This is a genomic window from Hansschlegelia sp., assembly GCF_035538955.1.
Classification (GTDB): domain Bacteria; phylum Pseudomonadota; class Alphaproteobacteria; order Rhizobiales; family Methylopilaceae; genus Methylopila.
In genome coordinates, this window is the sequence record NZ_DATLJK010000013.1 from 40,281 (window position 1) to 66,632 (window position 26,352).

The following is a 26,352-nucleotide window of genomic DNA, read 5'->3' on the forward strand; positions in this document are numbered from 1 at the left end:
AGCTCGCCGCGGAGCCGCGGCGCGCCCGGGCTGCTGGTCTGGAACAATTCACTTTGCGCGAAGTTGAGGTCGCCATTGTAACGCTGGCGTGAGGGGAGAATGAGCGGCCTATTTCAAGCAGTCGCCACCCTGTTGCGCGCCGCCGCGGCCAAGCGCGCGGAGCCGCCGCACCTCGCCGGAAACGTCCGACGTCTGCAGCCAGCGCTGTCGGCCTGTCTGAGGGTCGCGCAGGCAAGGGCTCGCTGCGCGGCTTCGATCTCGCAGCCATGGCTCTTCCGACCCGCTGCGGAAGCAGTTTCGACAGGCCGCACGTTCCGGCACGAGGTTGTGGCGAGTGTAGCGCATGGCGAAACCGACCAGGCGAAGCAGCCCCGACTCCGCGGCCGGGTGATCCCGGTCGGCGCTGCGCCGACCGTGGAAGATCCATCGCAATGAGCCCCCGGGGCGGCGCGACGGCGACCGCTGTCTGCGCCGTTGCTCTCGCGCTTACGGGCTGCTCCGGGATTCAGTCCTCGACCGATCCCCACGGGCCGGTGGCGGGGGCCATCTATGGGCTTTTCATCGTCTTTATGATCGTCGCCGCCATCGTGCAGGGAGGCGTCACGATCGCGCTGCTCCTCGGCGCGCTGAGACGGCGACGGCTTGACGCCCGCTCCGTGCTCGAGCTCGATCCCGCCAGCGAGCGGCGGGCGACGCTGGTCGTCTCAGCCTTGGTCGGCCTCACCGCGGCGACGATCGCCGGCCTGACGTTGCTCAGCTTCTTTGTCGGCCGCACGGACGCAAGGCTCGCCGGATCGCAGGAGTTGGTGGTGCGCGTCACGGCGCATCAGTGGTGGTGGGAGTTCACCTTCGAGGACCCTGCGCCCGATCGTCAGCTGACGACCGCGAATGAGCTCCACATTCCGGTCGGCAGACCGGTGCGGCTGAAGCTGCTTTCGCCGGACGTCATCCACTCGTTCTGGGTGCCGGCGCTGTCCGGCAAGAAGGACCTGATCCCCGGCCGGTTGAACGAGATTCTGGTCCAGGCGGACAAGGCCGGCGTGTTCCGTGGACAGTGCGCCGAGTATTGCGGCCTGCAGCACGCCAACATGGCGCTCAAGATCGTGGCGGAGCCGCCTGCGCAATTCGACCGCTGGTTCGCCGCCCAGCTGACGCCGGCGGCGGAGCCCCGGGGCGCCCAGGCGACGCGCGGCCGTGAGGTGTTTCTCTCCTCGGGTTGCGCGCTCTGCCATCGCATTCGCGGGACGTCGGCCGCAGCCGTGTTCGGGCCGGACCTCACCCATCTGGCAAGCCGCTCCATGCTCGCCGCCGGCGCAGCCCCGATGACGCCCGGCGGGCTCGGCGGCTGGATCGCTGATCCGCAGACCGTGAAGCCGGGCTCCAAAATGCCGCGCGTTCCGCTCTCGGGGCCAGAACTCGTCGCGCTGGTGGCCTATCTGGAGGAGCTGAAGTGACGCGGCGGCTTCAACCGGACCGGCGGACGCTTGACCCGGCGGCGTTCTCCCGCGCGCTCGCCTCCGGCCTTGCGCGGCTGCGCGTCAAGGCGGCAGGCCCGACGACAGGCCCTGGCTTCTGGGCGCTGCTCGCGGCTGCGCTCGGGCTCGCGGCGTTCGGCGGTCTCGCCGCCCGAGCTCTTTGGGCCGCCCGGGCGGGACGCGTCGAGCGCAGGGAGGAGTGGCGGCGCCTGTCGCTGTCGAAGGAGCCGGACGACGGAGGCCCCGGCGACGCCGCGCTTGCGCTCGCCCTGGGCCGGACGTGGGCGCGAAGGCCCGGCCTGATCGGGGCGCTTTCCACGGTCGACCACAAGGTCATCGGCCTCCGGCTGGTCCTGATCGCCTTCAGCTTTCTGCTGCTCGGCGGCTGCGCGGCGCTGGTGATGCGCCTGCAACTCGCCGGCCCCTCCCAGAACATCGTCGGAGCCGATTTCTACAACCAGCTCTTCACGATGCATGGCACCACCATGATGTTCCTGTTCGCCGTGCCGGTCATGGAGGCTGCGGCCGTGCTGCTCGTGCCGCTGGTCGTCGGCGCGCGCGCCATCGCCTTTCCGCGGCTGGTCGCCTTCGCGCAGTGGATGCTGGTCGCGGGCGGCGTGCTGCTGTGGGGCGGCTTCGCGCTGAACCTGGGGGCCGATGTCGGATGGTTTTCCTATGTGCCACTGGCCAGCCTGAACTATTCGCCGACCAAGCGCGCCGATCTCTGGGCCCAGACGGTGACATTCACCGAGCTCAGCGCGCTCGCGATCTCGGTCTCGACCATCGTCACCATCTTCAAGCAACGCGCTCCGGGCATGTCGCTCGACCGCGTGCCGCTGTTCGCCTGGGCGCAGCTCGTCACGTCCTTCATGACAGTCTTCGCCATGCCGGGCGTGATGCTGGCCTCGACCTACCTGATCCTCGACCGGCTGGTCGGAACACAGTTCTTCAACCCCGCGGCTGGCGGCGATGCGCTGCTCTGGCAGCACCTGTTCTGGTGGTTTGGCCACCCGGAAGTCTACATCATCTTCGTGCCCGCGACCGGCTTCGTCTCGGCGATCGTGCCGGTGTTCGCGCGACGTCCGATGTTCGGGCACACCGCGATCGTCCTCTCGCTGGTGTCGATCGCGATTTTGGCGTTCGGCCTCTGGGTCCACCACATGTTCGCGACCGGCCTGCCCCGGCTCGGCGAAAGCTTCTTCACCGCCTCCTCGATGGCGATCGCGATCCCGAGCGGGATCCAGATCTTCTGTTGGATCGCCACGATCTGGCTCGGGCGGCCGGTGTTCCGGACGCCGTTCCTGTTCGTGCTCGGCTTCATCATCCTGTTCGTGATGGGCGGCCTGACCGGCGTCATGGTGGCCTCCGTGCCGCTCGACCTGCAGGTTCACGACACCTACTTCGTGGTCGCCCATTTCCATTACGTGCTGATCGGCGGCGCCGTATTCCCGCTGCTCGCTGCGGTCTATTACTGGTTCCCCAAGGTGACCGGCCGGATGCTCTCCGAGCGCATCGGCCGGTGGCACTTCTGGACCGCCTTCATCGGCTTCAACGTCGCCTTCTTCCCGATGCACCTGCTGGGCCTGCAGGGCATGACGCGGCGCATCTACACATATCCGGCGGAACTCGGCTGGGGGCCGCTCAACCTGCTTTCGAGCTGCGGCGCCTTTCTGTTCGCGGGAAGCTTCGCGCTGATGGCCTGGAACGTCGTCGTCAGCCTGCGCTCCGGCGAGCAGGCCGGGCCGAACCCCTGGGATGCGGACGGCCTCGAATGGGCGACCTCGTCGCCGCCGCCGCCCTACAATTTCCTGTGGCCGCCGGTCGTTCAGGGACGCGAGCCGCTGTGGGCGAGCGCCGGTCGGCCGCCGGCCGTCACCGGTCACAGGACGGACATGCGCGAGGTGCTGATCACCTCGATCGCCGACGCCGTGCCGGAGACGCGGGAGCCGTCGCCGGATGAGTCCATCTGGCCGTTCGTCGCCGCCGTCGTGACCACCATCTTGCTGACGGGCTCGATCTTCACGCCCTGGGCGGTGGTCTGGGGCGCTCCGCCCGTCGCGGTCGCGCTGATCGCCTGGTTCTGGCCGAAGGGCGACAAGGAGGATGAGCAGTGACGCCCGCCGGAAACGTCGACGTTTCGAAGCTGCCGGATTGGGCGCATGGGCCGAAGAGCGTGACCTGGTGGGGCACGCTCGCCTTCTGCGCCATAGAGGGGACGGGCTTCGCGCTCGCCGCCGGCGGCTATCTGTTTCTTGGCTTCCTCAATCAAAGCTGGCCGATCAGCAGTCCGCCGCCAGACCTGATCTGGGGCGCCCTGACCACGGTCACGCTGCTCGCGAGCCTGATCCCGAACGCCTGGCTGAACCGCGCAGCGCACGCCGAGGATCTGCGCAGGGTCCGGCTCGGTATGGTGATCATGTCCTTAGCCGGCGTGATCGCGCTCGTGCTGCGCGTGTTCGAGTTCGGCGCGCTCAACGTCAAATGGAACCAGGACGCCTACGGCTCCACGGTCTGGGTTCTGCTCGGCCTGCACGCGACCCATCTGGTGACGGACCTCGGCGATACGCTGGTGCTCGCGGCGCTGATGTTCACCCGCCATGGCCACGGCAGGCGCTTCAGCGACGTCACCGACAACTGCTTCTACTGGAACTTCGTGGTGGCCGCCTGGCTGCCGCTCTACGCCCTGATCTACTGGGCCCCGAGGCTCGGCGCATGACCGGCCCCCGTCAGCTCCGCTGGCCGGGAGGAGGACTGGTAATGGGTCCGGTCGCCTGGGGCGCGGCGCAGCTCTCGTCCTATGCGGCGACGCCGCTCGCCTGTGGGAGCGGCTCGTCCCTGCTGCCGCTGGCGATCCACGCCATCGCCCTTGCGGCGGCGCTCGCTGGCGGGGGGCTGTCATTGCGCGCCTCTCGAGCGCCAGACGCCGCGCAGCCGACCCGCTCCGCTCGCTTCGTGGCGCATCTCGGGATCGCCGCTGCGCTTCTGTTCGGGCTCGCCATCGTGCTGCAGGGCGCCGCCGACCTCGTCCACTCGGCCTGCGAAAGGTGAGGCGCGTCGCCCTCTCGACGTTGTTGCTCGCGCCATGCCCCGCTTGGGCTCATGGGGGAGCGCCGGACGCGTCCTCCTGGGAAACGACCGCGGCTTTTCTGGTCGCGGCCTCGCTGTTGCTCGGCCTGGCCGGCTTCATCCGTCTGATGCGGCGCGCGCGCCGGGCCCGGCCGGCGATCCTGCGGCGCTGCGCTCTGTTCGCGGCCGGGATGCAAACCATGATCGCGGCGCTGATCGGCCCGTTGCCGGCGCTCGCGCTGGCGAGCTTCACGGCTCACATGATCGAGCACGAACTGCTGATGGTCGTCGCCGCGCCGCTGATCATTCTGTCGCGCCCCGGTCCGGCCCTCACTCTTGGCGTTCCGGCGGCTGCGCGCGGCTCGGCGCGCGCGCTGAAGCGCGTTGCTCAGACGCTGGAGGCGCTGCGGCGGCCGGCGGTCGCGACGGTGTTGCACGGATTGGCGCTCTGGCTTTGGCACATCCCGGTTCTGTTTCGCGCCGCTCTTGAGGGCGCGCCGGTTCATGCCCTGCAGCATGTCAGCTTCTTCGGAAGCGCGCTGCTGTTCTGGTCGGCCCTGCTGCCGCGGCGAGCTCCAAACCCGACCGCGCGCGGCGTCGCGGCCCTGCACCTTACGGTGACGTCGCTCCACGCCGGCGCGCTCGGGGCGTTGCTCGCGATGTCCGGCAAGCCCTGGTTCGTCGACGCGGGAAGCGCGGCCTATGGACTGTCGCCGCTCGAGGATCAGCAGCTCGGCGGCGTCATGATGTGGGTGGTCGGCTGCAGCATCTATGCGGCCGGGGCGGTCGCGCTGTTCGGGGTCTGGCTCGCCGAAACCGCAGCGCGACCGGCGGCGTCGATTTCAGAGAGCCCGATTCAAGAGATTTTACGCCCCGCTTCACCTAGGAAGTCGCAACAGGCCGGCGAAGCCATGTGAGCCGACCGCGGCGCCGCCGCGGGGGCTGGATGTGCTGTGTTCCGCAAAAAAGCGGGCGCCCGAGGCGCCCGCGAGGTGGGAGGAAACGGAGAAGGGTGCGCCCGCAGGCGTCCGACTCCCCCGGCGAAAGCGCGCGCTCGACGGCATGTTCCCAAGCTCGCGCGTCTGAAGCCGGATGTCAGGCTGCGCTTCCTCCCTCGACCCAGTCGGCCCGTGAAGGTTGCGCTTCCCCATCCGCTGACCAAAACTGCCCTCTAGCTGCGTCCCCGGCGGGAGCGAGCATCATGCGGGCGCTGTATCTGGTCTGTGGTGGGACCGCGCTGATAGCTCTGACGCTCGCCGGCTTGGGCGGATGGATGCTCAGCCTGCCGGCGGCGACCAGCACAGCAGATGCGCCGCCAGCGCCTCAGGCCGAGGCGGACGCAATCCTGGCTTCCCTCAAGCCGCGAACACCCAGGCGTCCGCTGGTCGCCGTGGTCGGGATCAATGACGCGACCGAAACCACCGACTATCTGATGCCGACCGGCATTTTACGGCGCGCCGACGTTGCGGACGTGGTGATGCTCGCGACCGGAGAGGGGCCGGTGCAGCTCTTCCCCGCGCTGCGGGTTGTGGCGGACGCCACGCTGGCCGAGTTCGACAGGGCGCACCCGGAGGGAGCGGACTACGTCATCGTCCCGGCGATGAGCCGTGACGATGATCCGGCAGCGCTCGGTTGGCTCATCGCTCAGGCGAAGAAGGGCGCCAGAATCATTGGGGTCTGCGCCGGAGCCAAGGTGCTCGCGTCGGCTGGCCTGCTCCGGGGGAAACGCGCGACGACGCACTGGTATTATCGCCGGGAGATGCTCAAGCGCGACCCCACGATCGAATACGTCGCGGATCGTCGCATGGTGGCGGACGGCGCCGTTGCGACCACGACAGGCATCACGGCTTCCATGCCGATGATGCTGACCTTGATCGAGGCGATCGCCGGGCGCGCCAGGGCGAATGCGGTAGCGGCTGATCTGGGACTTGCGACTTGGGATGCGCGGCACAGGAGCGATGCATTCCAACTGACCCGCCCCTTCGCCGCGACCGTGCTGGCGAACCGACTCGCCTTCTGGAGCCGCGAACGGCTCGGCGTTCGACTTGAGGAGGGCTTCGACGAAGTCTCGGTCGCCCTCGTGGCCGACGCCTGGTCACGCACGTACCGCTCACGAGGCGTGACATACGCCGGATCAGGGGGCGCTGTGGGCAGCCGGAACGGCGTTCAAATCATTCCTGATGTGACGAGCGCAGATTGGCCTCAGGAGCGCCGCGCCTCCGCAGCCGGGCCGCCCGCTGAAGTCCTTGATCGAACGCTGGCGGCGATCAAGGCGCGGTATGGCGACCCGACGGCCAATGTGGTCGCGATGCAGCTGGAATATCCGCGCTCCGAAGCGGAGTGACGGCGCGCTTCGCGCTCTTCGGGCAAAAAAGAGGGTTCTCCTTGTCGGGCGGCGCAGCTCCCGCTCGTCCTAGGGGCTGCCGTCATTCAGGGAGAAGGAATAAGACCTTGCCGAGCACCGTCACTTTGCACCGCGTCCTCGCCACCAAACCCGAGAAAGTCTACCGGGCGTTCGTCGAGCCCGATGCAATCGCAGGCTGGCTGCCCCCGAACGGGTTCACCTGCACGGTGCACAAGCTGGAGGCGAGGATCGGCGGAGAGCACCGCATGTCGTTCCGCAACTTCACGACGGGCGACAGCCACTCCTTTGGTGGGACGTATCAGGAGTTGGTCCCCGGCGAGCGGCTCGTCTACACGGACAGGTTCGACGATCCGAACCTCCCCGGAGAGATGACCATCACGGTCTCGCTGAGAGCAGTATCGGTCGGAACCGAAATCAGCATCGAACAGCAGGGGATTCCGGACGTGATTCCCCCAGAGGCCTGCTATCTCGGCTGGCAGGAGTCCCTGCGCAAGCTTGCGAAGCTGGTTGAACCTGAGATCAACCAGTAGTCAGGACCGAGCGGAGCTGAAGTCCTAAGGTTGATGACCGCTTGGCTTGGCTCGGCGAAGAACCCGCTGAGGCTGCCGAATGACCCCAGCCAGGATCCTCGTCACGCATTCAGCTCTGATCTCAGCTCAGCGACGGCCCTAGAGCTGGCGAGCGGCCCCTTTCGACGTTGTGCCTCGCGGAACGTGGGCGTCGGCCGTAGGAGTAAGGCCGGCCGCCAGCGCCGTCTGGAGCAGTTCGGACAGGCTGCCTGCGTTGAGGCGGTTCATGACCTGGGCGCGGTGCATCTCGACGGTGCGAGGGCTGATGCCGAGCTTCTGGCCGATGATCTTGTTGGTCCCTCCGTTCACAAGTCCGAGGAGCACCTCGCGCTCCCGTGTCGTCAACCTGGCGAGGCGGGCGCTTACGTTTTCGTCGCAGGTCGGCCGCACCCCGCCGTGACACTCCGCCAAGGCGTCGGCGAGCGTCGCTCGGACGGACGCTTCGTCTTTCACGATCACGTAGTCGACCGCGCCGGCCTTCATCGCGGCGACAGCCGCCGCGGCGCCAGGCGCCGCCGCGTCGAGCGCGATCGTCGGCAGCGGCGCTGACCGAGCCTTGAGCTCGCGCGGTATCGCGAGTCCCTCGTCCCTTTCCTTGCGAAGGTCCACCAGGACGCAGCCCGGCGCGAGCGATGGGGCGATGGTCAGGAAGGCCGAAGCGGTCTCGAATGTCCGGGCCTGGTAGCCGAGTGTCCGAACGAGGCTCTCCAGCCGGCGGGCCTCGGCCGGGCTTGAGCTGACGATATAGACTTGGCGGACATCTTCCTGGGTCAGGTCCTCGGTGATGCCGCCGATCCGCGCCACGGCGCCTTGGCCGTCAAGGATTGGAAAGCTGGTGTCACGGAGCCACCGGACGGCGCCGTCGGCCGGCCGGATGATCCGATACTCGAACCGGGCGACCTCCCCGGTCCGGACGGCGCCTAGAGCGTGTTCGACCTGCGGGCGGTCATCGGGGTGAACGTCCTTTATCCACTCGGCAAGATCGGTGGGGCCCTCGCCACCGGGCAAGCCCCAGATCCGCTCGTAGGCGGCGCTCCGATAGATGATGGTGTTCGCGACTGGATCCCCGATCCAGATCAGGTTCCGGCTATAGGCGGCGAAGTCGCGAAACTGGGCCTCGCTCGCCCGGATAGCCGCCTCAGCGGCGCGCCGCACGGTCATATCGATCGCGGCGCCGATGAAGCCCACCGCGTGGCCTTGCGCGAAGGTCGTGCGTCCCGCCGTCGCGATGTCGCGCATGACGCCGTCGTCGCGTCCGAGCACCCGAAATTCGATGTCGTAACGTCCGTCGCCGGCCGGATCGGTGCAGGTCGCGATGGCGTCTCGAACTCGGGCAAGGTCGTCCGGATGGATGCCCGCCTCGTAGACGTCCATGTCAACCAGCGCGTCGACGGGCAGTCCCCACATGGCGCGAAGCCGCTCGTCCCAGTCGAAGGCGCCAGTGGCCGGATTCCACGAGTAGACGCCGAGCCCGACGAGCTCGGTCGCGGCGCGCAGGCGCGCTTCGCTCTTCCGCAATGCTTCCTTGGACGCGCTGCGCTCGCTGGCGTCGTGCGAGACGCCCACCACCATCTCCACCGAACCGTTCTCGCCGCGGACCGGACCTAGGAGATACGCGAAATAAGCGGTCTTGCCCGCCGGACTGCGGAAGAAGACCTCATCTTCCACGGTCACGCCGTGCGCCAGGACAAGGTCGATATGACTGTCGAGAAGGCTGACCGACTCTGGCGGATAATTCAGGTCGCCGAAGGTTTTTCCGAGGATCTCGTCCGGCGACAGCCCGAACAACCTTAGCATTGCAGGATTGGCGTAGGCGAAACGTCGCTCCTGATCGAGGGCGTACACAAAAATCGGGATCGACGAGAAGATCGCCTCAAGGAAGCGCACACGTCCCGCGCGGTTGGCGTCAGCGGCGGCCGGCGCACCGCCTCGATCCGGCGCGGCCGCTGATGATCGCCTGCTCGGCATCGCCCGTTCTCCTTACGTGATGCCACAAAGGTAGAAGTGCTCGCCCACAGGGAAGTTCCCTAGGGATCGCCCGAGCGAACGCAGTTCGCCGTGCGGAGCTTATGCAGGGATCACGACCGAGGAGACCCGGCATGAAAGCCCTCGTCTGGCACGGCAAAGAGGACATCCGTTGCGATACGGTGTCCGATCCCGCGATCGAGGATCCGCGAGACGCAGTCATCAAGGTGACGAGTTGCGCAATCTGCGGCTCCGATCTTCACCTCTTCCACAACCTCGTTCCCGCGATGTTGCCCGGCGATATCATGGGCCACGAGACGATGGGCGAAGTCGTCGAAGTAGGCAGTGCGGCAAAGAGCAAGCTCAAGAAGGGCGACCGCGTCGTCATCCCCTTCACCATCCAGTGCGGAGAATGCGACCAGTGTCGGCGGGGCAATTTCTCGGTCTGTGAACGCACAAATCGCAAGAAGAAGCTAGGCGACAAGGCCTTCGGCCACGCGACCGCAGGCCTGTTCGGCTACACGCATCTGACTGGCGGATACCCGGGCGGCCAAGCCGAATATCTGCGGGTGCCGTTCGCCGACACGACGCATATCAAGGTGCCGGACGGCATCAGCGACGAAAAGCTCCTTTTCCTGTCTGACATCCTCCCGACGGGCTGGCAGGCAGCGGTTCAGGCGGACATTCAGCCAGGCGATACCGTCGCGGTCTGGGGCTGTGGACCGGTCGGACAAATGACGATCCGGTCCGCCGTCCTGCTCGGCGCAGAGCAGGTCATCGCGATCGATCATCTCCCCGAGCGGCTCTCGATGGCCGCGGCGGCGGGGGCCATCACGATCAACTTCGATGAAGAAAGCGTCGTCGAACGGCTCAATGAGCTGACCGGAGGCAAAGGGCCGCACAAGTGCATCGACGCGGTCGGCGCCGAGAGCCACGTCGGCGTCGGTCAGCCCGACACGCTGTTCGACCGCGCCAAGCAGATGCTGATGATGGAGAACGATCGACCGCATGTCCTCCGCGAGATGATCTACGTCTGCCGCCCGGCTGGCGTCATATCGATCATCGGCGTCTATCTCGGTCTGATCGACAAGCTCCCGATGGGTCAGGCGATGAACAAAGGCCTGACCTTCCGTATGGCGCAGGCGCACGTCCCGCGCTGGACAGGCGACCTGCTTCGCCGGATCGAGGATGGGCAGATCGACCCTTCGTTCGTGATCACCCACAAGGCCGATCTTTCCCAAGGCCCCGAGATGTACGCCAAGTTCCGCGACAAGGCGGATGGCTGCATCAAGGTCATGCTCCAGCCCTGAAGGAGGCGCTCCCATGCTGCTCACCAAACTCACCGGGATCGCTCGCTCCGAGGGAGACCCGCGCGTCATATACAAGGGGCCGAGTTCTCTGACCGACGCCGACCGGCTTGCGCGGGCTCTCGGCTGGTTCTCTGTCGGGCTCGGCGTCGTCGAGCTCGTGGCGGCGGGACGCATCGCCCGCGCCCTCGGGCTCGAGGACAAGGAAGGGTTGATCCGAGCCTTTGGCGCGCGCGAGCTGGCGAGCGCCGTCCCCACGCTGTCCGTGGACAAGGCCCCCGGATTGGCGGCGCGGATCGGCGGCGACGTGCTCGACCTGCTCACGCTGTCGACGGCGCTGCATCGCCATAACCCCAAGCGGAGCAACGCCGCGCTCGCGACCGCCCTGGTGCTGGGCGTGACCCTACTCGACCTTGCGGCGTATGCGGGCGTCAAGGCTGCGCACCACCGCGGATCGGGCAGCCGCCGCGACTATTCCGGGCGCACCGGGCTCCCGCGGGGGGCGCAAGCCTCCCGCGGCCTCGCCCGCAAGGATTTCAAGACGCCGCCGGACTATCGGGCGGAGGGGACAGTCGCTGCCGCGCTCCCGGCTGCTGCGACCTGAATCAGCGAAAGACGAGGCCCCGCCCATGACGCTGGGACAGATCATCGGGGCTGCGCTGATGCTGTTGTTCCTCGCCGACATCTTCCTGACCGTGCTCTACGCACGAGCGGGCGCCGGACTGCTCGCCCCCTACTGGAGTCGGGCAGTCTGGGCCTTGCTCTACGGCGCCGCCAAGCTGTTCGGTGGGCGGCGTGGGACCGTTCTGTCGCTCGCCGGTCCGACCATCGTCGTCTCGCTGATCGGCCTTTGGGCGCTGGGACTGACGATCGGGGCCGCGCTCATCATCGGCCCCGAACTGGGCGCCGCAATTCGGCCAAGCAGTGGCGACGCGTCGACCGACTTCGTCACCGCGCTGATGGTCGCCGGCAATAGCCTGTCCATCGTCGGCAGCGGTGACTACTCACCGCATACGGCCGGAACCCGCGTCCTTTTTCTGATCAACTCGCTGATCGGCGCCTCGGTGCTGTCGCTGGTGCTGAGCTACCTGGTTCAGGTCTATACCGCGCTCCGGGAGCGCAACGCGTTGGCGCTTTCGATACATCTCATGACTGACGGCACCGGCGACGCGGCCAGAATGCTGGCTCGGCTGCTGCCGGAGGGCGATAGCAGCCACGCCGTCAGCGAGCTGGGCAACCTTGCGCGGTCGCTCGCCGCCACCAAGGAAGCGCACCATTTCTATCCACTGCTGTTCTATTTTCGGTTCGAGGAGCCGTACTACGCAGTGTCGCGGTTCAGTTTCGTCGTTCTGGATCTAACCACGCTCCTCGAGACTGCGCTCGATCGTCAGCGATATGGAACTCTCATCAGCTCCGCGTCCGCAACATCGTTGCGCCAGGGCGCGCTCCTCCTGCTCCAGACGCTCGACAGGGACTTCCCGTCGGCCAGCGACCATGGCGACGACGCTGCGGCGGAGGCGCGGCGACATACACAGAGCTACGTCGCAGCGATCGACACGCTGGCGCGCTCCGGCGTCGCGGTCCAGACGGCAGGCATGGAGCGCTACCTCGCCGCGCGGCGCGAGTGGGAGCCGCTCACCCGCCATATCGCGCCGACGCTCGGCTACACGATGAACGAGATCGACGAACGGCAGCCCGGGTGAGAGCCGCAGTTTCCGCAGATCAATGACCATTGCCGCTGCAAGGGAGCTGGAGCTTCTCGGAGCGAACCGGCTGTGTTCGGGAGAAGCCCGAGGCGAAGTGACCTGCGACGTCCACGCCCTGCTCACGATGGAGCCGGACGCGGTCGTGGCCCTGTCCACCCGAAGGCCATGCCGGGGATCCTCACCCGCCCGGCGATATCGGCGTCTGGATGCGAGCAGCCGGGATGAGGCGAAGGCGCTGCAGCGGCCGCTGCCGTACGATGCGCTGGCGAGCGTCGCGCGTGGCGAGAAGGAAGACGGCGCGCGGGCCCAGTCGGCCTGAGCCGCCCCGGGGGCAAGTGATCTCAAGGCCAGGATGCTTTACGCTCCCGCCGAATGGCCTCAGCTCGGCGGCGCTCCTGCGCCTGAGCTTATGCCGCGGAGGTCGCCAGAGTGACCTTGCGCTTCAGCGCTCCTGGCCGGAACGGATCGTTGCCGAAAGAGGCGCCGGCGCCTTCGCTCTGCGTGGTCATGATCTGTCCCACCGTACCCGCCAGCCGAACCAGGCTGCCGGCCTCGCAGGAGGCCGCAATCGTCATCGCGACGTCCCGCAGGTGGCTCCGGCTGTAGCAGAACAGCGCGAGGCGCGCGCGCTGGCCCTCGGAGAATGGCCGGACCATCTCGGAAATCAGCGACGGGTCTGCACGGTGAAGTCGCCCGAGCAGTTCAAGCGACACCGGGCATTCGATGTCGGCGTCGGCGTTCGCGTGCATGAGCGGACCTCCAGGTTTCCGCATCCACTGATGCGGCCGCGAAGCTAACGGATGGTTAACCATGGCGTGAAAAGTCCGCACCGTCGTACCTCGCGGAGCGGGGACAGCCGCAGCGTCGACGGCTGCGATGGCAGCTCAAATGCAGGCCGCTCCACCACGAGATGCCTGTGGCTTCGAATGGGGCGAGACGGTCAAGGCCACGGCTGCTTGCATCGGCGGGGATCTCTGCGGCATCCTTCACCCATAGCCGTTGCGCTCTCTGGCGGTCCGGCAGCGGCGGAGCCCTGTGAGGGTCCGTGCGCTCGCGCAGGCGTCGGTTCCCCAGCCTCCGCGTGATCAGAAGCTCGTGGTGATCGTCCTGCCAATCATTGAAGCCCGTTCTGGATCTATCGTCGCTGACGCCGAACGACCCGGGTTGAGGCCGGGCGAAATCCCATGGCGTTACACGCTCCAGGAGCTTTGGGCGGACGGCGTCGTGCATGCCGCGGGCCTGGCGTTCGTCGCCGTCGGCTCGATCGCGCTGGCGGCGGCCGTCCGCACCGCATCCGGCGCCGCGATCGCGGCCACCGCGGCCTACCTTGCGGCCCTTTGCCTCTCATTCGCGGCTTCGGCCGCGTACAACATCTGGCCTCCGTCGGCGACCAAGTGGGTTCTGAGACGGTTTGATCAATCGGCGATCTACCTCTTGATCGCGGGAACCTACACGCCCTTTCTGGTGACCATGAGCGCCTGGGGAGCGCTTGCGGGCGTGTGGTCTGCGGCCGCGGTGGGCATGGCCCTGCGCATGTGGCGGCCGGGCCATTTCGACCGGCTGTCGATCGCGCTCTATCTCCTGCTCGGCTGGAGCGGCGTTCTCATGCTCGACAGGGTCATCACGCAACTACCAGCCGGCGTCCCGTGGCTGATCGCAGGCGGCGGCCTCACCTATTCTCTCGGCGTCATCTTTCACGTCTGGGGGCGGCTAAGGTTCCAGAACGCGATCTGGCACGTCTTCGTGCTTGCCGCCGCCTCAATCCACTATCTCGCTGTGTGGTCGACGATGATCTCGGCCGCCTAGGCGGTGTGAGGGACGCCGACGTCCGCTTCGCCCACCTCGCCGCTTGCGCCAGCTTGCATCAGAGGAGGCCCGTGGACCCTTGGCGGCTGATCCAGAGAGACCATTTTGGGAGCGCTGAGGCGGCAAGGTCGCTGCGGCCTCAGCGCCTCTGGGACAGCGTCCCTTACCTGCGGAGAGAAATCGGAATGGGACTGAACACGGACGACGGCTTCTTTATCGAGAGCCGGATCGCCGATGATGCGGCAGGAGCCACGGACGGCAAGCAACGCGTCTTCCGCTGGATAGCGCTGGCCGCTTCCGCCGAGGAAGCCGTTTCGCTGCTTGACCGGGATTTCCCCGACGCCGAGAACTCCGTGGTGGACAGCGGCCACGAAATCCGCGCTCAGGCGGCGCGGCTGGGTCTTGTGCCGGGAACCTATCAGCGGGCCTAGCGCGCCGCGGCCTCCGCATCAGGTCGGCGACTCCGCGTCAGGCGTCAGTCGCCGCTTCGATGCTGTTCCCGCTTCCGCTCGATCTCCTCTGGCTCTTCCTCGTCGATCCGGGTCAGCCCGCTCTCGGCCGCGCCCTCGGCGTGAAGAAGCTCGTCGAGCTTGGCGTGGATCGCCTGCGTGTCTCGATGCTCAGAACGCTGGATGAACAGCGTCATGAGCCAGGTCGCCAGGGTCGCTATGCCGTGCCAGTCAAAGGTCTCGCGTTCGAAGATGAACCAGAGCGTCCCGTAGATCGGCACGACCAGGAACACCAGCGGGCGGGATGTCAGCGAACCAAGCTGGGTGATGCGGGAGCGGAGCGCGAGCTGTGTCATCCCGACCAAACCTCGCGCGCGGCCGGGCGGTTCCGGGAGTGCAGGGTGGCGCCGCGGTCCCGAGCCCGTCTCTGCAGGCCGCGGTCAGCCGTGCACGCGTCGCATCACCGCGATGCGGACCAGATCCTGCAGCGTCGTCGCCTTGAGCTTGTCTTTCAGGATGGAGCAGGTGTTGGCGACCGTCTTGTAGCTTACGCCCAGATCGTCGGCGATCTGAGCATAGGCCTTGCCTTCGCCGAGGAGCGCGAGGGTCTGCAGCTCGCGGGCGGTGAGGTCAGTCTCGTCCTTGCGGCTGCGGGAGCCGAGGAGGGCGACCTGCACCGCCATCTCGTGCCCGATGTAAGGCTGGTTGCGCCGCACCTTTTCGACCGCCTCAAGAAACGTCCTGGGGCCGGCGTCTTTCGCCACAAAGCCGGTCGCGCCGACATTGAGGGCGCGGCGCGCGATGATCGGGTCGCCATGCATGCTGAGCACCAGGACCGGGGTCCCTTCGTCGTGCCGCCTGAGCCTGCGGATGAACGACAGGCCCGCAAGGCCTTCGCCACGGATCGCGAGATCCACGACGATCAGGTTGGGTCGGCGGCGGCGATAGAGCTGATAGCCCGCAAGCGGGGTCGCGGCCTCCAGCACTTCCGCGAAGCCGGCCTCCAGCAGGATGCTGCGGCACCCCTGCAGAACGATCGGATGATCGTCGATCACCAGAGCGCGGCTCACGCTTCCGCCCTCCGGCTTCGTGGCGTCGTCGTTTCCCGCGGGGAAAACATGGTCGGCGATCGGGCCGCCTGATCGCGGCGCACGCCAGCTCGCGTGGCGTCCAGCGCAGCCGAGGTCATCGTTCGTCGCCCGCGGACGGCCCCGGCAGGCCTTTGCGTTTTAGCAGCGCAAGCGCGTCGTCGCGCGAGGCGCCCTGAAGCCTTGCCGTGACGTAGTGCTGGCCGGTTTCGCCGAAGCCGGCGTGCTCGCCGTCGGGGGCGATGGAGGAGAGCTGCTCGATGATTGTGCGCGCATCCTCATGGACGCCGTTCTCCTTGAGCATCTCCTCGAGCTGGACGGCGCGGTTCGCGATCATCCGGCGGCCTTCGTAGAAGCGCTGGTCGGCTGTCGCCAGAACCGCCTGCATGCGCCGCGCCGCTTCGCCTAGGGCGGCGGAGTCGCCGCCGGTCTCGCGGCGCGCGAGCCATTCGGACGGCGAGATCGCGTCGCCGACCTGCAGCCAGTCGCCCTCAGCGTCCGGGGATGCGCGCCGCAGCGGCTGAACGCCCTCGGTCCTCTCGGTCGAGACGTCGTCGCAGGCGGCAACCGCGTATAAAAGCGGAATGGAAACGGCCAAGCTCCAGATCAACTTAATAAGTTTATATTTATACATTTCCCGCGCAGGCTCCGCTGGATTCCACTGTCGATATTACAAAAGCACCGGCGTGGCCAGCGTGCGCAGCCGCCCTGCCCGGCTTCCCGTTGGCGCCGCTACGGGAGCCGCCTTGTCGATCTAAGCAACTAAAAAATCTATGAGATTTTCATGAGAATGGCATGCCAGCAGCGACGCCGCCCCCGCGGCAGAGCTATGGGGAAATGTTCCCGTCTGGTTTTTCTACTCTCCCCGGAGACAGCTTTCGGTTGTTCGTTAAAAGTCCCTGCGCTGCAGAACGCAAGAAGCGCCGACGCGCAGATCAATAAAAAGGTTCGGCACACCGCCCTCCGGACCATCGCGTCTCAGCGCGTCGCCAGAGCCAAGCTCCAGCGCCGCCGCTTCCACGAACCGGAAACGCAAGGGGATCCACATGACCAGTCTGAGAACTTCCGTGTCGGCGGCGACGCTTGCCGCGGCGGCCGCGCTGGGGCTCGCCGCCACGGCGCTGCCGGCGCGCGCCAACGACAAGCTCGTCGAGCTCTCGAAGAGCAACGAGAACTGGGTGATGACTGGCCGCACCTACAGCGCCCAGAACTACAGCCCGATGACGCAGATCAGCACGGAAAACGTGAAGGATCTGAAGCCGGCTTGGTCGTTCTCGACGGGCGTGCTGCACGGCCATGAAGGTACGCCGCTCGTGGTCGGCGACAAGATGTACGTTCACACGCCGTTCCCGAACATCACCTTCGCGCTGTCGCTGGACGAGCCCGGCAAGATCCTGTGGATGCACAAGCCGAAGCAGTCCCCGACCGCCCGCGCGGTCGCCTGCTGCGACGTCGTGAACCGCGGCCTCGCCTACTGGCCGGGCGACGGCAAGGCGCCTCCGGAGATCCTGAAGACGCAGCTCGACGGCCACATCGTGGCGCTCAACGCCGAGACCGGCGAAGAGCTCTGGAAGATGGAGAACTCCGACATCAAGGTCGGCTCGACGCTCACCATCGCGCCCTATGTCATCAAGGACACGGTGCTGGTCGGCTCCTCCGGCGCAGAGCTCGGCGTGCGCGGCTACGTCACCGCCTATGACGTCAAGACGGGGGCGCAGAAGTGGCGCGCCTACGCCACCGGTCCGGACGAGGACATCAAGCTCGCCAAAGACTTCAACATGGCCAACCCGCAATACGGCCAGTTCGGTCTCGGCACGAAGAAGACCTGGGAAGGCGACGCCTGGAAGATCGGCGGCGGCACCAACTGGGGCTGGTACGCCTTCGACCCGGAGACGAACCTCTTCTACTACGGCTCGGGCAACCCGGCGCCGTGGAACGAGACGATGCGTCCGGGCGACAACAAGTGGACGATGACCATCTGGGGCCGCGACATCGACACCGGCGAGGCCAAGTTCGGCTACCAGAAGACGCCGCATGACGAGTGGGACTACGCCGGCGTCAACGTGATGATGCTGTCGGAGCAGAAGGACAAGGACGGCAAGGAGCGTAAGCTTCTGACCCACCCGGACCGCAACGGCATCGTCTACACGCTCGACCGGACCAATGGCGACCTGATCTCGGCCAACAAGATCGACGACACGGTCAACTGGGTGAAGCAGGTCGACCTGAAGACCGGCCAGCCCGTGCGTGATCCTGAATTCGCGACCCGCATGGACCACAAGGCGACCGAGATCTGTCCGTCGGCCATGGGCTACCACAACCAGGGTCACGACAGTTACGATCCTGAGAAGAAGCGCTTCTTCCTCGGCATCAACCACATCTGCATGGACTGGGAGCCCTTCATGCTCCCGTACCGGGCCGGCCAGTTCTTCGTCGGCGCGACCCTGTGGATGTATCCTGGCCCGAAGGGCGACCGTCAGAACTACGAAGGGCTTGGCCAGATCAAGTCGTATGACGCGATCACCGGCAAGTTCGACTGGGAGAAGATGGAGCGCTTCTCGGTGTGGGGCGGCACCATGGCGACGGCGGGCAATCTCGTCTTCTACGGCACGCTCGACGGCTTCATCAAGGCGCGCGACAGCCGCACCGGCGACCTGCTCTGGAAGTTCCGGCTGCCTTCAGGGGTGATCGGCCATCCGATGACGTATGAGCGCAACGGCACCCAGTACGTCGCGATCTACTACGGCGTGGGCGGCTGGGCCGGCGTCGGACTTGTGTTCGACCTCACCGACCCGACCGCGGGTCTCGGCGCCGTCGGCGCCTTCAAGAACCTGCAGAACTACACGCAGATGGGCGGCGGCGTGATGGTGTTCTCGCTCAACGGCAAGAACCCGTACGACGACCCGAACGTCGGCGAGTACAAGGGCAAGAGCCTCTGATCGCAGGCTGCGGCCGACAGATGATCCCGCCGGCCAAGGCCGGCGGGATCAAGAACTCCAACCGACAGAAGACGTCTCGCGAGCGCCCCCGCCCTTGGCGGAGAAGAGTTGCGCCGGGATCGGGAGAGCCGAAATGACCTCGAAGAACTGGAGCGCGGTCGGCGTCGCGCTGGTCACGGGCGCATCGGCCCTCGCGGCGCCTGGCGCCTGGGCGGCTGAGACGAAGAGCGCCCCTCAGGACGGAAGCGTTCTCCGAGTCTGCGCCTCGTCCGTCGAGGCGCCTTATTCGATGAAGGACGCGAAGGGCTTCGAGAACAAGATCGCCATGGTGGTCGCGGAGGCGATGGGCCGCAGGGCCGAGTTCGTCTGGTTCGACAAGGCGGCGATCTATCTCGTCCGCGACGGGCTGGACAAGAAGCTTTGTGACGTCGTGCTCGGAGTCGACGAGGGCGACGAGCGGCTGCTGACGACCAAGCCGTATTTCCGCACCGGCTATGTCTATGTCACGCGGCCCGACGAGGGCGAAGTCGGCAAGAGCTGGGAAGCCATCCGCAACCCCGAATTCAACAAGTTCGCCGTGCGCTTCCAGACGCCCGGCGAACTGATGATCAAGCAGGCAGGCAAATACGAGGGCACCGTCTCGTATCAGCTCTCGCTGGTGAACTTCGAAGACAAGCGCAACAAGTATACGCAGGTCCCGGCCGACAAACTCGTCAGCGAGGTGGCGTCCGGAGAGGCCGACATCGCGATCGCCTTCGCGTCGGACGTCGCCCGCTACCTCAAGGCGTCCTCAAAGCCGCTCAACGTCACGATGATCGACGACGACTTCGCGCTCGCCGACGGGACCAGGATTCCCCTGCATTACGACCAGGCGATGGGCGTGCGGAAGGACGACAAGGACCTTGCCGCCGCGCTCGACGCCGCGATCAGCAAGGCCCAGCCGCAGATCGATCAGGTGCTCAGGGACGAAGGCGTCCCGCTGCTGAAGCAGAACACGTGATGCGACGAAGCCGGTTCAGTAATCCGAAAGCGATTGGATAGTGATGACCAGGAAGATTTGGATCGCCGCGCTGGCTTCGGCGGCAGTGATGGCCGCCATCCCGACCGTAAAGGCGGCGATTGAGCTGCACAACACGATCACAGGCGAGCCGCTGAATCTCGAGGACGCAGGGCCCGAGGGCAAGGACGTGGCGGCGTTCAAGGAGTTTCTGGAGACCGGCCGAAACCCCTATCTGGACCAGCCGAACTGCCTCGCAAAGGGCCAGCAGCTGTTCCTCGGCGCCTGTTCGGGCTGCCACGGACACGTGGCGGAGGGCAAGATTGGCCCAGGTCTCAACGACAATTATTGGACTTATCCGGACAACAACACCGACAAGGGTATGTTCGAGACCATCTTCGGCGGCGCGAGCGGCCAGATGGGTCCGATGTACAACGTCGTCAATGTAGACGAGATACTGCTCGTGATGTCTTGGGTCCGGCACATGTACGCCGGACCGAAGGAAGACGCCAAGTGGTTGAACGAGAAGCAACTGGCGAACTTCAAGACCTATGACGGCAAGGATGCGCCAAAGCCGCAGGGCGACACGCTGCCGGAATGCAAGATCGACTGACGGATCTCCGCCGCGCAGCCGGCGCGGGAGACGGGGCCGGCGCGTCCGCCGGCTCCGGTGACGAAACCAGAGCGCTAAGCGTCAAGGAGGAATGCCCATGTCCAAGATCAAGAGCATCTGCGGCTTTGCGGCCGCCGCGGCGTTTGCGTCGGTGGCGCTCGCCGCTCCGGCTCTCGCCTATGACGGCACCAACTGCAAGGAGCCGGGCGTGTGCTGGGAGCCGAAGCCCGGTTACCCGGCCAAGGACAAGATCGTTGGCTCCAAATACGACCCGAAGCACGACCCGAAGGAAGTGAACAAGCAGTCGGAGTCGATCAAGGCGATGGAGGAGCGCAACCAGAAGCGCGCCGACAACTACGCCAAGACGGGCAAGTTCGAGTACGACGTCAAGAAGATCGGCGCCAACTGAGCCGCCGCGGCCGGAAGACCGCGGCAGGCGGGCGGCCGGCCGCCTCTCCATCCCTGGCGATCCGAGCGAGCTTCGGATCGCCTCTGTTGTCGCCGGGGCGGGCTTCTTCCGACCGTCCCGCGGGATGGCGACACGCGCCTGGCGGCCGCCGAACGCCGGTTCATCCTCCGATGATCCGCGGCGGCGGCCGCCCTTTTGAGACGAGAGGCGTCGCATGAGCATGTCGAGTGCCGCTGAGCTGCGCGCCGGCGAGGGCGAGAAGCCGTGGCCCGGGCTGGCCGAGTGGCGCGAGAAGGCGATTTCGTTCGAGCACGAGGTCGGAAAGGCGGTGGTCGGGCAGCCCAAGGTGGTGCGGCTTCTGACGGTCGCTCTTTTCGCGCGCGGGCATGTTCTGCTTGAAGGCGACGTCGGCGTCGGCAAGACGACGATCTTGCGCGCCGTCGCGCGGGCGCTCGGCGGCCCCTTCGAGCGCATCGAGGGCACGGTCGACCTGATGCCGACCGACATGCTCTACACCGCCTTCGTCGACGATGACGGCAAACCGCGGGTCGAGCCGGGGCCGGCGCTGCATCACGGCGAAGAGCTCGCGGTGTTCTTCTTCAACGAGATCAATCGTGCGCGTCCGCAGGTCCATTCGCTGCTGCTGCGGCTGATGGCCGAGCGCAGCGTCACGGCTTTCGGCAGGGAGTGGTTCTTCCCCCACCTCCAGGTGTTCGCGGACCGCAACCGGGTCGAAAAGGAAGAGACCTTCGAGCTTCCCGCCGCGGCCCGGGACCGCTTCCTGATGGAGATCCCGGTCGAGGCCCCGACCGACCCGGAGGTCCGGCGCGAGCTCGTCTTCGATCCGCGCTTTTACGACGTGGACCGACTGATCGAAGGCGTCGCGGAAGGGGTGATCGATCATCGTCAACTCGGCGAGGTCGGCCGCGCGATCCAGACCTCGGTCCACGCCAGCCGGACGCTCGAGAACTACGTTCTGGCCCTGTGGGACGCGCTGCGCGCGCCGGCGGCTGCGGGCGTGGAGATCGCCGGCGTCGACATGGGGCGGCTGCTGCAGGGCGGCGCAAGCCCGCGCGGCGTCGGCGCCTTGGTGCGCGCGGCCCGGGTGACAGCGTGGCTCGAGGGCCGCGACATGGTTCTGCCGGAAGACCTGCGCGCCGTGTTCGGACCGGTGATGGCGCACCGCGTCTTCCTGGACCCGATCTATGAGGTCCGCCGTGAGCGCATTGTGCCGGACCTCTGCCGCCAGGTGTTTGAGCGGGTTCCTGCGCCGTGACGCTCGCGCGCGCCCCCGCGCCGCCTGCGCCTCGCGATCTGCCCTACCGGCTCTTCGGCCGCGCGCGAGGCGTGACTGCCGGGGCGCACCGCGCGGTCGGCTCGGGCGGGGCGGGCGCCTTCCTGCGGCATGCGTCCCTGCTTGAAGCGCCCGACGCGCGCCGGATCGACATGCGCGCCTCGCTGCTCGATCCCCTCGGCGGACTCAAGGTGCGCCGCTTCGAGAACCGCGCCCGCATCGACGTCTTTGTCCTGCTGGATCTCTCCGGATCGATGAGGTTCGGTCGCGCTGGCGAGGACGATCCGGTCGCGGAGCTCTGCGCGACGATCGCGCATGCGGCCGTGCGCGGGCAGGACCGCTTCGGGATGATCGCCGCGGGGCCAAGCGCGCGCGCTGACCTCGCGATCCGGGCGACGCGGCGGCGCGGCGTGCCTGAGGAGATCTGGCGCGCGCTCAGACGGGAGCCGGGCGAGGGGAGCGGCGTCGCGGGACTGTTGGAGAGTCTCGACCATCTCCCGACCCGCCGATCCCTCGTGTTCGTCGTATCGGATTTTCTGCTGCCGACCGAAACGACTGAGGCCCTGCTCGGCGCGCTGTGGCGGCATGACGTGGCGCCGGTCGTGGTTCGCTCCAGCACGGTCGAAGGCAGGCTACCGGGGTTCGGACTGGTCGAAACGCGCGATCTCGAGACGGGCAGGCGGCGGCTCGTGCTGATGCGAAAGGCGCTTCGTGAGTCGTGGCGCGAGAAGGCCCGGCGGCGGCGCGAGGAGCTGGAACGGATTTTCCTCAGCCACGGCAGGCCCGCTTTCGACCTCGTGGACCGGTTCGATCCCGACGCCTTCGCGGATTACCTGCTTTCCGGAGGCGTCTAGTGCGCCGCCTTGCCGTCCTCGCGTTCCTTGTCCTGTTCGTCTCCGCTGGAGCCGCCGCGGCGCAGATCCGGAGCGTTCGGACCGATGGACCCCGCCCGTTCGGCGTTCTGCTCGGCGACGTGCTGAAGCTGACGACGACGGTGGATGTCGAGACGCCCTTCAGGCTCGACCGGTCGACGCTGCCGCAGCCGGGGCCGCTCACCTATTCGCTCGAGCTGCGCTCGATCGACGTGACGGAGCAGGCCGCGCCGGGCGGCGGAACGCGCTACCTCATCACGACCGAATACCAGACCTTCTATTCGGCGCTCGAGACAGGCGAGCAGGCCATCCCGGGCTATACCGTTGCGGTCTCTGACGGTTCGCGTCGGGCAGAGGCCCAGGCGGGCAAGTGGACCTACCTGACGTCGCCGCTGCGGCCGATTCAGGGCCAGGCTGGCGACAGCGACCAGCGCCTGAGGCCCGATGCGCGGCCTGCGATTCCGGCCGTCGGACCCGCACGGGACCGGCTGATCGCCGCCGCCACGCTGGCCGCGCTGCTGCTCGTCGCGCTCGCCTGGAGCCGCGCCTGGCCGCCGTTCCACACGCGGCGCGCGAGGCCGTTCGCTGCCGCCGCGCGGGAAGTCGCGCGGCTCGTCCGGCGCGGCGAGGAAGGACGGCGCGAAGCGCTGCTGCGACTTCATCGCGCCTTCGACGCCGCCTGGGGGAAGCGGATGCTTGGCGAGGACATCGGAGCGTTCCTGCGCGACCGGCCTGCCTTCACTTCGCACGCCGACGACATCCGCACGTTCTTCGCCGCTTCGCGCCGCGCCTTCTTCGGACGTGATCGAGCGGACGTCCTGGCGCCGGACGCGCTGTCGCGCTTCGCACGCGATCTCGCGCGGGCGGAGCGCGGCGCATGAGCTGGCTCGACATTCTCGGCGTCGACCGCCCGTGGGCCCTCCTGCTGGCGCCGCTGGCGGCGCTGCCGCTTTTGGCCTCGCCCTTGCGGCTCTCCGGGACGCCGTCTGACGAACTGGCGCCTCACGATCCGCTTTCGGCGGGGCTCTCCGTGGCGCTCGCGGCAGCCGGCTGCATCGCGCTTGCGGGCCTCGCGCTTGGTGTTGCGGGACTTCATCTGCGTGAGCAGAGCGTCGAGCGCCGCGGCGTCGGGGCCAACGTGGTTCTGCTGATCGACCGGTCGAGCAGCATGGACTCCACCTTCGCCAACCGCCTTCCGGACGGAGCGGAGGAGTCGAAGTCAGCGGCGGCGCGTCGGCTGCTCACGGACTTCGCGTCTCGCCGGCCGGCCGACCGCGTGGCGGTCGCGGCGTTCTCAACTTCGCCAATGCCGATCGTCCCGATGACCGACGAGCACGAGGCGGTCCGCGCGGCGATCGCGGCGATCGACCATGAGGGATTGGCGAAGACCGACGTCGGACGCGGTCTGCTGCTGGCCTTCTCCATGTTTGACGCGTCGTCGAGCGAGAGCTCGCGCGCGATCGTGCTGGTCTCGGATGGGGCGGCGGTGATCGATCGGCGCGTGCAGGAGGCGCTGCGCGCCGCCGCCGCAAGCTCGCCCGCCAGCCTCTACTGGCTGTTCCTGCGCACCGAGGGCTCCAAGGGCATCTATGACGCGCCGGCGCCGGGCGAGGAGGACTCGCCGTTCTCCAATCCCGAGCGACACCTCAACATCTTCCTCAAGAGCCTCGGGCTCCCCTACCGGGCGTCCGAGGCGCGGAGCGCCAGCGACGTCTCGAACGCGATGCGCGAGATCGACCGGCTCGAGCAGCGGCCCACGGTCTATCGCCAGAAGCTGCCGCGGCGGGACCTTGCCTCCTGGTGTTATGGGCTCGCGAGCCTGGGACTCGCTCTGTTGCTCGCCGCCAAGCTGCTCGAACGTCGCCTTGAGGAGGCGCCATCTGCGCCAGACGTCGCGGAGCCCGCGCGATGAAGTTCCTTGACAGGTTCCGCAACGCGGCGCTTCCGGCCGCTTTGACCATCGCGCTCGCCGGCGTCGCCTGGTCCGCATGGGCGCTCTACGGCCGTCTGCACGACCGCCGCGTCGTTCAAGATCTGATGGCCAACCGGGACGTCACGCCCCAGCCGGGCGCGAGCGCCGACGTGCTGTTCGCCCGCGGCTACTACCTCTTCATCCGGGATCGCATCGATGAGGGGCAGGGCTATGCCCAGCCGATCGCCGATCAGGGCGCCCGGCTGCTGCTGGGTCGCTTCTACTACGACTTGGGCAACGCGCGGCTGAGGCGAGCGATCGCGCAGGTCGAGGCCAGCAAGATCGACGCCGCGATCCCCGAGGTTCGTCTGGCGAAGGCGGCGTACAGGTCGGCGCTGCTGGCGGATCCGGAGCTTTGGGACGCCCGCTACAATCTCGACGTCGCTATGCGGCTGGTGCGGGACTTCCCCGAGCTCGAGCGCGGCGACGAGGAAGCCCAGGGTCAGCCGAAGAAGCTCTGGACCGATCTGCCGGGCCTTCCGCGAGGGCTGCCATGAGACCCCGGCCCGATCTGCGCCTCTGGGCGCTGGCGGTCGCGCTTCTGCTCGCTCTCGCAGCTCTTTGGGGGCCAACGGCGAAGGTCGAGCGCCCCGTCTATAACCTCATGGCCTTCATCGACATCACGATGAGCATGAACGCACGCGATTATGCGCGCGAAGGGCGGCCCCAGAGCCGGCTTGACGCCGTCAAGGAACGGCTGACCGCCGCCGCCGCCCGCCTGCCTTGCGGGACCAAGATGGGGCTTGGAGTCTTCACCGATCGGCGTTCTTTCATGCTGCTCGCCCCGCTCGACGTCTGCGAGAACTTCACCGCATTCGCCGGCGCGGTGAGCGGCGTCACCTGGCGGATGGCCTGGGAGGGCGATAGCCGCGTCGCCTCCGGCGTTTTCGAGGGACTTCGGCTGGCGCGTGAGACCGGCGCCGATCTGCTGTTCTTCACCGACGGTCAGGAGGCGCCGCCGCTGCGCGCCGATGTCCCCCTTAGCTATGAGGCCGAGGGCGCCGCCGTGCGTGGTCTTCTGGTCGGGGTTGGGGGCGATCAACCTGCGCCGATCCCGAAGTATGACGATTTCGGCCGCGAAGTCGGATTCCTCGCCATGTCGGACGTGCCTCAGGAGTCGCGGATCGGTCCGCCGCCGGCCGACGCGGAGTCACGTCCAGGCTACAACCCGCGCAACGCGCCGTTCGGCGAAATGCCGGCAGGCGAGGAGCACCTGACCTCGGTGCGCGAGCCGCATCTGAAGGAACTCGGCCGTCTCACCGGCCTCGGCTACGCCCGTATGGGGGACCCCGACGCGCTCGCCGCGGCGATCGCGGCGAACGCCCGACCCACCGCCAAGCCCGTCCGGATCGACCTCGCCGCCATTCCCGCGGGGCTGGCGCTCGCCACCCTGATCGCGCTCTACGCCGCTCCGCTCGTGGCCCGCCGCATAGCCGGCCGCCGCGCCCGAACAGCCTGAA

Annotated in this window: 28 protein-coding genes; 23 read left to right on the forward strand and 5 right to left on the reverse strand. The window is 67.4% G+C overall.

Going from position 1 to position 26,352, the window contains the following annotated elements; translation table 11 throughout:
* The first annotated feature begins 431 nt into the window (after window positions 1–431).
* The 7 genes from coxB (at window position 432) to VM780_RS08470 (ending at window position 7,436) form a co-directional block, all read left to right on the forward strand.
* The gene (gene coxB, locus VM780_RS08440) at window positions 432–1,454 is read left to right on the forward strand and encodes a cytochrome c oxidase subunit II (RefSeq protein WP_325446826.1); all 1,023 of its coding nucleotides are present in this window, start codon (window positions 432–434) and stop codon (window positions 1,452–1,454) included.
* Window positions 1,455–1,684: 230 nt separating this feature from the next.
* Entirely contained in the window at window positions 1,685–3,589 is a 1,905-nt protein-coding gene (gene ctaD, locus VM780_RS08445) for a cytochrome c oxidase subunit I (protein ID WP_325447005.1), read from the forward strand.
* Window positions 3,586–4,191 carry a cytochrome c oxidase subunit 3 gene (locus VM780_RS08450; RefSeq protein WP_325446827.1) on the forward strand — a complete coding sequence of 202 codons (606 nt, stop codon included), beginning with the start codon at window positions 3,586–3,588 and terminating at the stop codon, window positions 4,189–4,191. Before ctaD ends, VM780_RS08450 begins: the two co-directional genes overlap by 4 nt.
* 41 nt (window positions 4,192–4,232) lie before the next feature.
* Window positions 4,233–4,523 carry a hypothetical protein gene (locus tag VM780_RS08455; protein ID WP_325446828.1) on the forward strand — a complete coding sequence of 97 codons (291 nt, stop codon included), beginning with the start codon at window positions 4,233–4,235 and terminating at the stop codon, window positions 4,521–4,523.
* On the forward strand, window positions 4,520–5,458 hold the full coding sequence (locus tag VM780_RS08460; RefSeq protein WP_325446829.1) for a cytochrome c oxidase assembly protein: 939 nt from the start codon (window positions 4,520–4,522) through the stop codon (window positions 5,456–5,458). The genes VM780_RS08455 and VM780_RS08460 overlap by 4 nt, the downstream gene beginning before the upstream one ends.
* 284 nt (window positions 5,459–5,742) lie before the next feature.
* The gene (locus tag VM780_RS08465; RefSeq protein ID WP_325446830.1) at window positions 5,743–6,885 is read left to right on the forward strand and encodes a DJ-1/PfpI family protein; all 1,143 of its coding nucleotides are present in this window, start codon (window positions 5,743–5,745) and stop codon (window positions 6,883–6,885) included.
* A gap of 107 nt (window positions 6,886–6,992) precedes the next feature.
* On the forward strand, window positions 6,993–7,436 hold the full coding sequence (locus tag VM780_RS08470) for an SRPBCC family protein (RefSeq protein WP_325446831.1): 444 nt from the start codon (window positions 6,993–6,995) through the stop codon (window positions 7,434–7,436).
* Between the two features lie 138 nt (window positions 7,437–7,574).
* Here VM780_RS08470 and VM780_RS08475 read toward each other — a convergent pair whose 3' ends face one another.
* Window positions 7,575–9,362 (reverse strand): PAS domain S-box protein, encoded by a 1,788-nt coding sequence (locus VM780_RS08475; protein WP_325446832.1) that lies wholly within the window; start codon window positions 9,360–9,362, stop codon window positions 7,575–7,577.
* A 212-nt stretch (window positions 9,363–9,574) separates the two neighbouring features.
* On the opposite strand from VM780_RS08475, the gene VM780_RS08480 reads away from it, so the two are divergent.
* The 4 genes from VM780_RS08480 to VM780_RS08495 are packed head-to-tail and all read left to right on the forward strand — an operon-like array spanning window position 9,575 to window position 12,772.
* Window positions 9,575–10,750, forward strand: a complete 1,176-nt coding sequence (locus VM780_RS08480) for a zinc-dependent alcohol dehydrogenase (protein ID WP_325446833.1) — start codon at window positions 9,575–9,577, stop codon at window positions 10,748–10,750.
* Between the two features lie 13 nt (window positions 10,751–10,763).
* The gene (locus tag VM780_RS08485; RefSeq protein ID WP_325446834.1) at window positions 10,764–11,351 is read left to right on the forward strand and encodes a hypothetical protein; all 588 of its coding nucleotides are present in this window, start codon (window positions 10,764–10,766) and stop codon (window positions 11,349–11,351) included.
* Between the two features lie 25 nt (window positions 11,352–11,376).
* The gene (locus VM780_RS08490; RefSeq protein ID WP_325446835.1) at window positions 11,377–12,450 is read left to right on the forward strand and encodes a potassium channel family protein; all 1,074 of its coding nucleotides are present in this window, start codon (window positions 11,377–11,379) and stop codon (window positions 12,448–12,450) included.
* Between the two features lie 22 nt (window positions 12,451–12,472).
* A complete protein-coding gene (locus VM780_RS08495) occupies window positions 12,473–12,772 on the forward strand; it encodes a hypothetical protein (RefSeq protein ID WP_325446836.1) in 300 nt (99 codons plus the stop codon).
* An 88-nt stretch (window positions 12,773–12,860) separates the two neighbouring features.
* Here the strand turns inward: VM780_RS08495 and VM780_RS08500 are convergent, their stop codons facing one another.
* Window positions 12,861–13,202 carry a hypothetical protein gene (locus VM780_RS08500; RefSeq protein WP_325446837.1) on the reverse strand — a complete coding sequence of 114 codons (342 nt, stop codon included), beginning with the start codon at window positions 13,200–13,202 and terminating at the stop codon, window positions 12,861–12,863.
* A gap of 415 nt (window positions 13,203–13,617) precedes the next feature.
* On the opposite strand from VM780_RS08500, the gene trhA reads away from it, so the two are divergent.
* Window positions 13,618–14,259: a PAQR family membrane homeostasis protein TrhA gene (trhA, locus tag VM780_RS08505; RefSeq protein ID WP_325447006.1), complete on the forward strand. Its 642-nt coding sequence runs from the start codon at window positions 13,618–13,620 to the stop codon at window positions 14,257–14,259.
* Window positions 14,260–14,444: 185 nt separating this feature from the next.
* Window positions 14,445–14,690: a hypothetical protein gene (locus tag VM780_RS08510; RefSeq protein WP_325446838.1), complete on the forward strand. Its 246-nt coding sequence runs from the start codon at window positions 14,445–14,447 to the stop codon at window positions 14,688–14,690.
* Window positions 14,691–14,734: 44 nt separating this feature from the next.
* Here VM780_RS08510 and VM780_RS08515 read toward each other — a convergent pair whose 3' ends face one another.
* The 3 genes from VM780_RS08515 to VM780_RS08525 all read right to left on the reverse strand — a co-directional run bounded on the left by VM780_RS08515 (window position 14,735) and on the right by VM780_RS08525 (window position 16,394).
* A complete protein-coding gene (locus VM780_RS08515) occupies window positions 14,735–15,064 on the reverse strand; it encodes a low affinity iron permease family protein (RefSeq protein ID WP_325446839.1) in 330 nt (109 codons plus the stop codon).
* Window positions 15,065–15,148: 84 nt separating this feature from the next.
* The gene (locus VM780_RS08520) at window positions 15,149–15,778 is read right to left on the reverse strand and encodes a response regulator transcription factor (RefSeq protein WP_325446840.1); all 630 of its coding nucleotides are present in this window, start codon (window positions 15,776–15,778) and stop codon (window positions 15,149–15,151) included.
* A 115-nt stretch (window positions 15,779–15,893) separates the two neighbouring features.
* Entirely contained in the window at window positions 15,894–16,394 is a 501-nt protein-coding gene (locus tag VM780_RS08525; RefSeq protein WP_325446841.1) for a hypothetical protein, read from the reverse strand.
* 448 nt (window positions 16,395–16,842) lie between these two features.
* On the opposite strand from VM780_RS08525, the gene VM780_RS08530 reads away from it, so the two are divergent.
* The 10 genes from VM780_RS08530 (at window position 16,843) to VM780_RS08575 (ending at window position 26,351) form a co-directional block, all read left to right on the forward strand.
* Window positions 16,843–18,735 (forward strand): methanol/ethanol family PQQ-dependent dehydrogenase, encoded by a 1,893-nt coding sequence (locus VM780_RS08530; protein WP_325446842.1) that lies wholly within the window; start codon window positions 16,843–16,845, stop codon window positions 18,733–18,735.
* 133 nt (window positions 18,736–18,868) lie between these two features.
* Complete coding sequence (moxJ, locus tag VM780_RS08535; RefSeq protein ID WP_325446843.1) at window positions 18,869–19,735, forward strand: methanol oxidation system protein MoxJ; 867 nt, start codon at window positions 18,869–18,871, stop codon at window positions 19,733–19,735.
* A 43-nt stretch (window positions 19,736–19,778) separates the two neighbouring features.
* Window positions 19,779–20,345 carry a cytochrome c(L), periplasmic gene (gene moxG, locus VM780_RS08540; RefSeq protein WP_325446844.1) on the forward strand — a complete coding sequence of 189 codons (567 nt, stop codon included), beginning with the start codon at window positions 19,779–19,781 and terminating at the stop codon, window positions 20,343–20,345.
* Window positions 20,346–20,442: 97 nt separating this feature from the next.
* Entirely contained in the window at window positions 20,443–20,754 is a 312-nt protein-coding gene (locus VM780_RS08545) for a methanol dehydrogenase (protein WP_325446845.1), read from the forward strand.
* Between the two features lie 220 nt (window positions 20,755–20,974).
* Entirely contained in the window at window positions 20,975–22,030 is a 1,056-nt protein-coding gene (locus VM780_RS08550) for a MoxR family ATPase (RefSeq protein WP_325447007.1), read from the forward strand.
* Window positions 22,027–22,902, forward strand: coding sequence for a DUF58 domain-containing protein (locus tag VM780_RS08555; protein ID WP_325446846.1), 876 nt, complete (start codon window positions 22,027–22,029; stop codon window positions 22,900–22,902). The genes VM780_RS08550 and VM780_RS08555 overlap by 4 nt, the downstream gene beginning before the upstream one ends.
* The gene (locus VM780_RS08560; protein WP_325446847.1) at window positions 22,902–23,801 is read left to right on the forward strand and encodes a hypothetical protein; all 900 of its coding nucleotides are present in this window, start codon (window positions 22,902–22,904) and stop codon (window positions 23,799–23,801) included. Before VM780_RS08555 ends, VM780_RS08560 begins: the two co-directional genes overlap by 1 nt.
* On the forward strand, window positions 23,798–24,832 hold the full coding sequence (locus tag VM780_RS08565; protein ID WP_325446848.1) for a vWA domain-containing protein: 1,035 nt from the start codon (window positions 23,798–23,800) through the stop codon (window positions 24,830–24,832). Before VM780_RS08560 ends, VM780_RS08565 begins: the two co-directional genes overlap by 4 nt.
* Complete coding sequence (locus VM780_RS08570; RefSeq protein WP_325446849.1) at window positions 24,829–25,389, forward strand: hypothetical protein; 561 nt, start codon at window positions 24,829–24,831, stop codon at window positions 25,387–25,389. Before VM780_RS08565 ends, VM780_RS08570 begins: the two co-directional genes overlap by 4 nt.
* On the forward strand, window positions 25,386–26,351 hold the full coding sequence (locus VM780_RS08575; RefSeq protein ID WP_325446850.1) for a vWA domain-containing protein: 966 nt from the start codon (window positions 25,386–25,388) through the stop codon (window positions 26,349–26,351). Before VM780_RS08570 ends, VM780_RS08575 begins: the two co-directional genes overlap by 4 nt.
* Window position 26,352 lies beyond the last annotated feature (1 nt).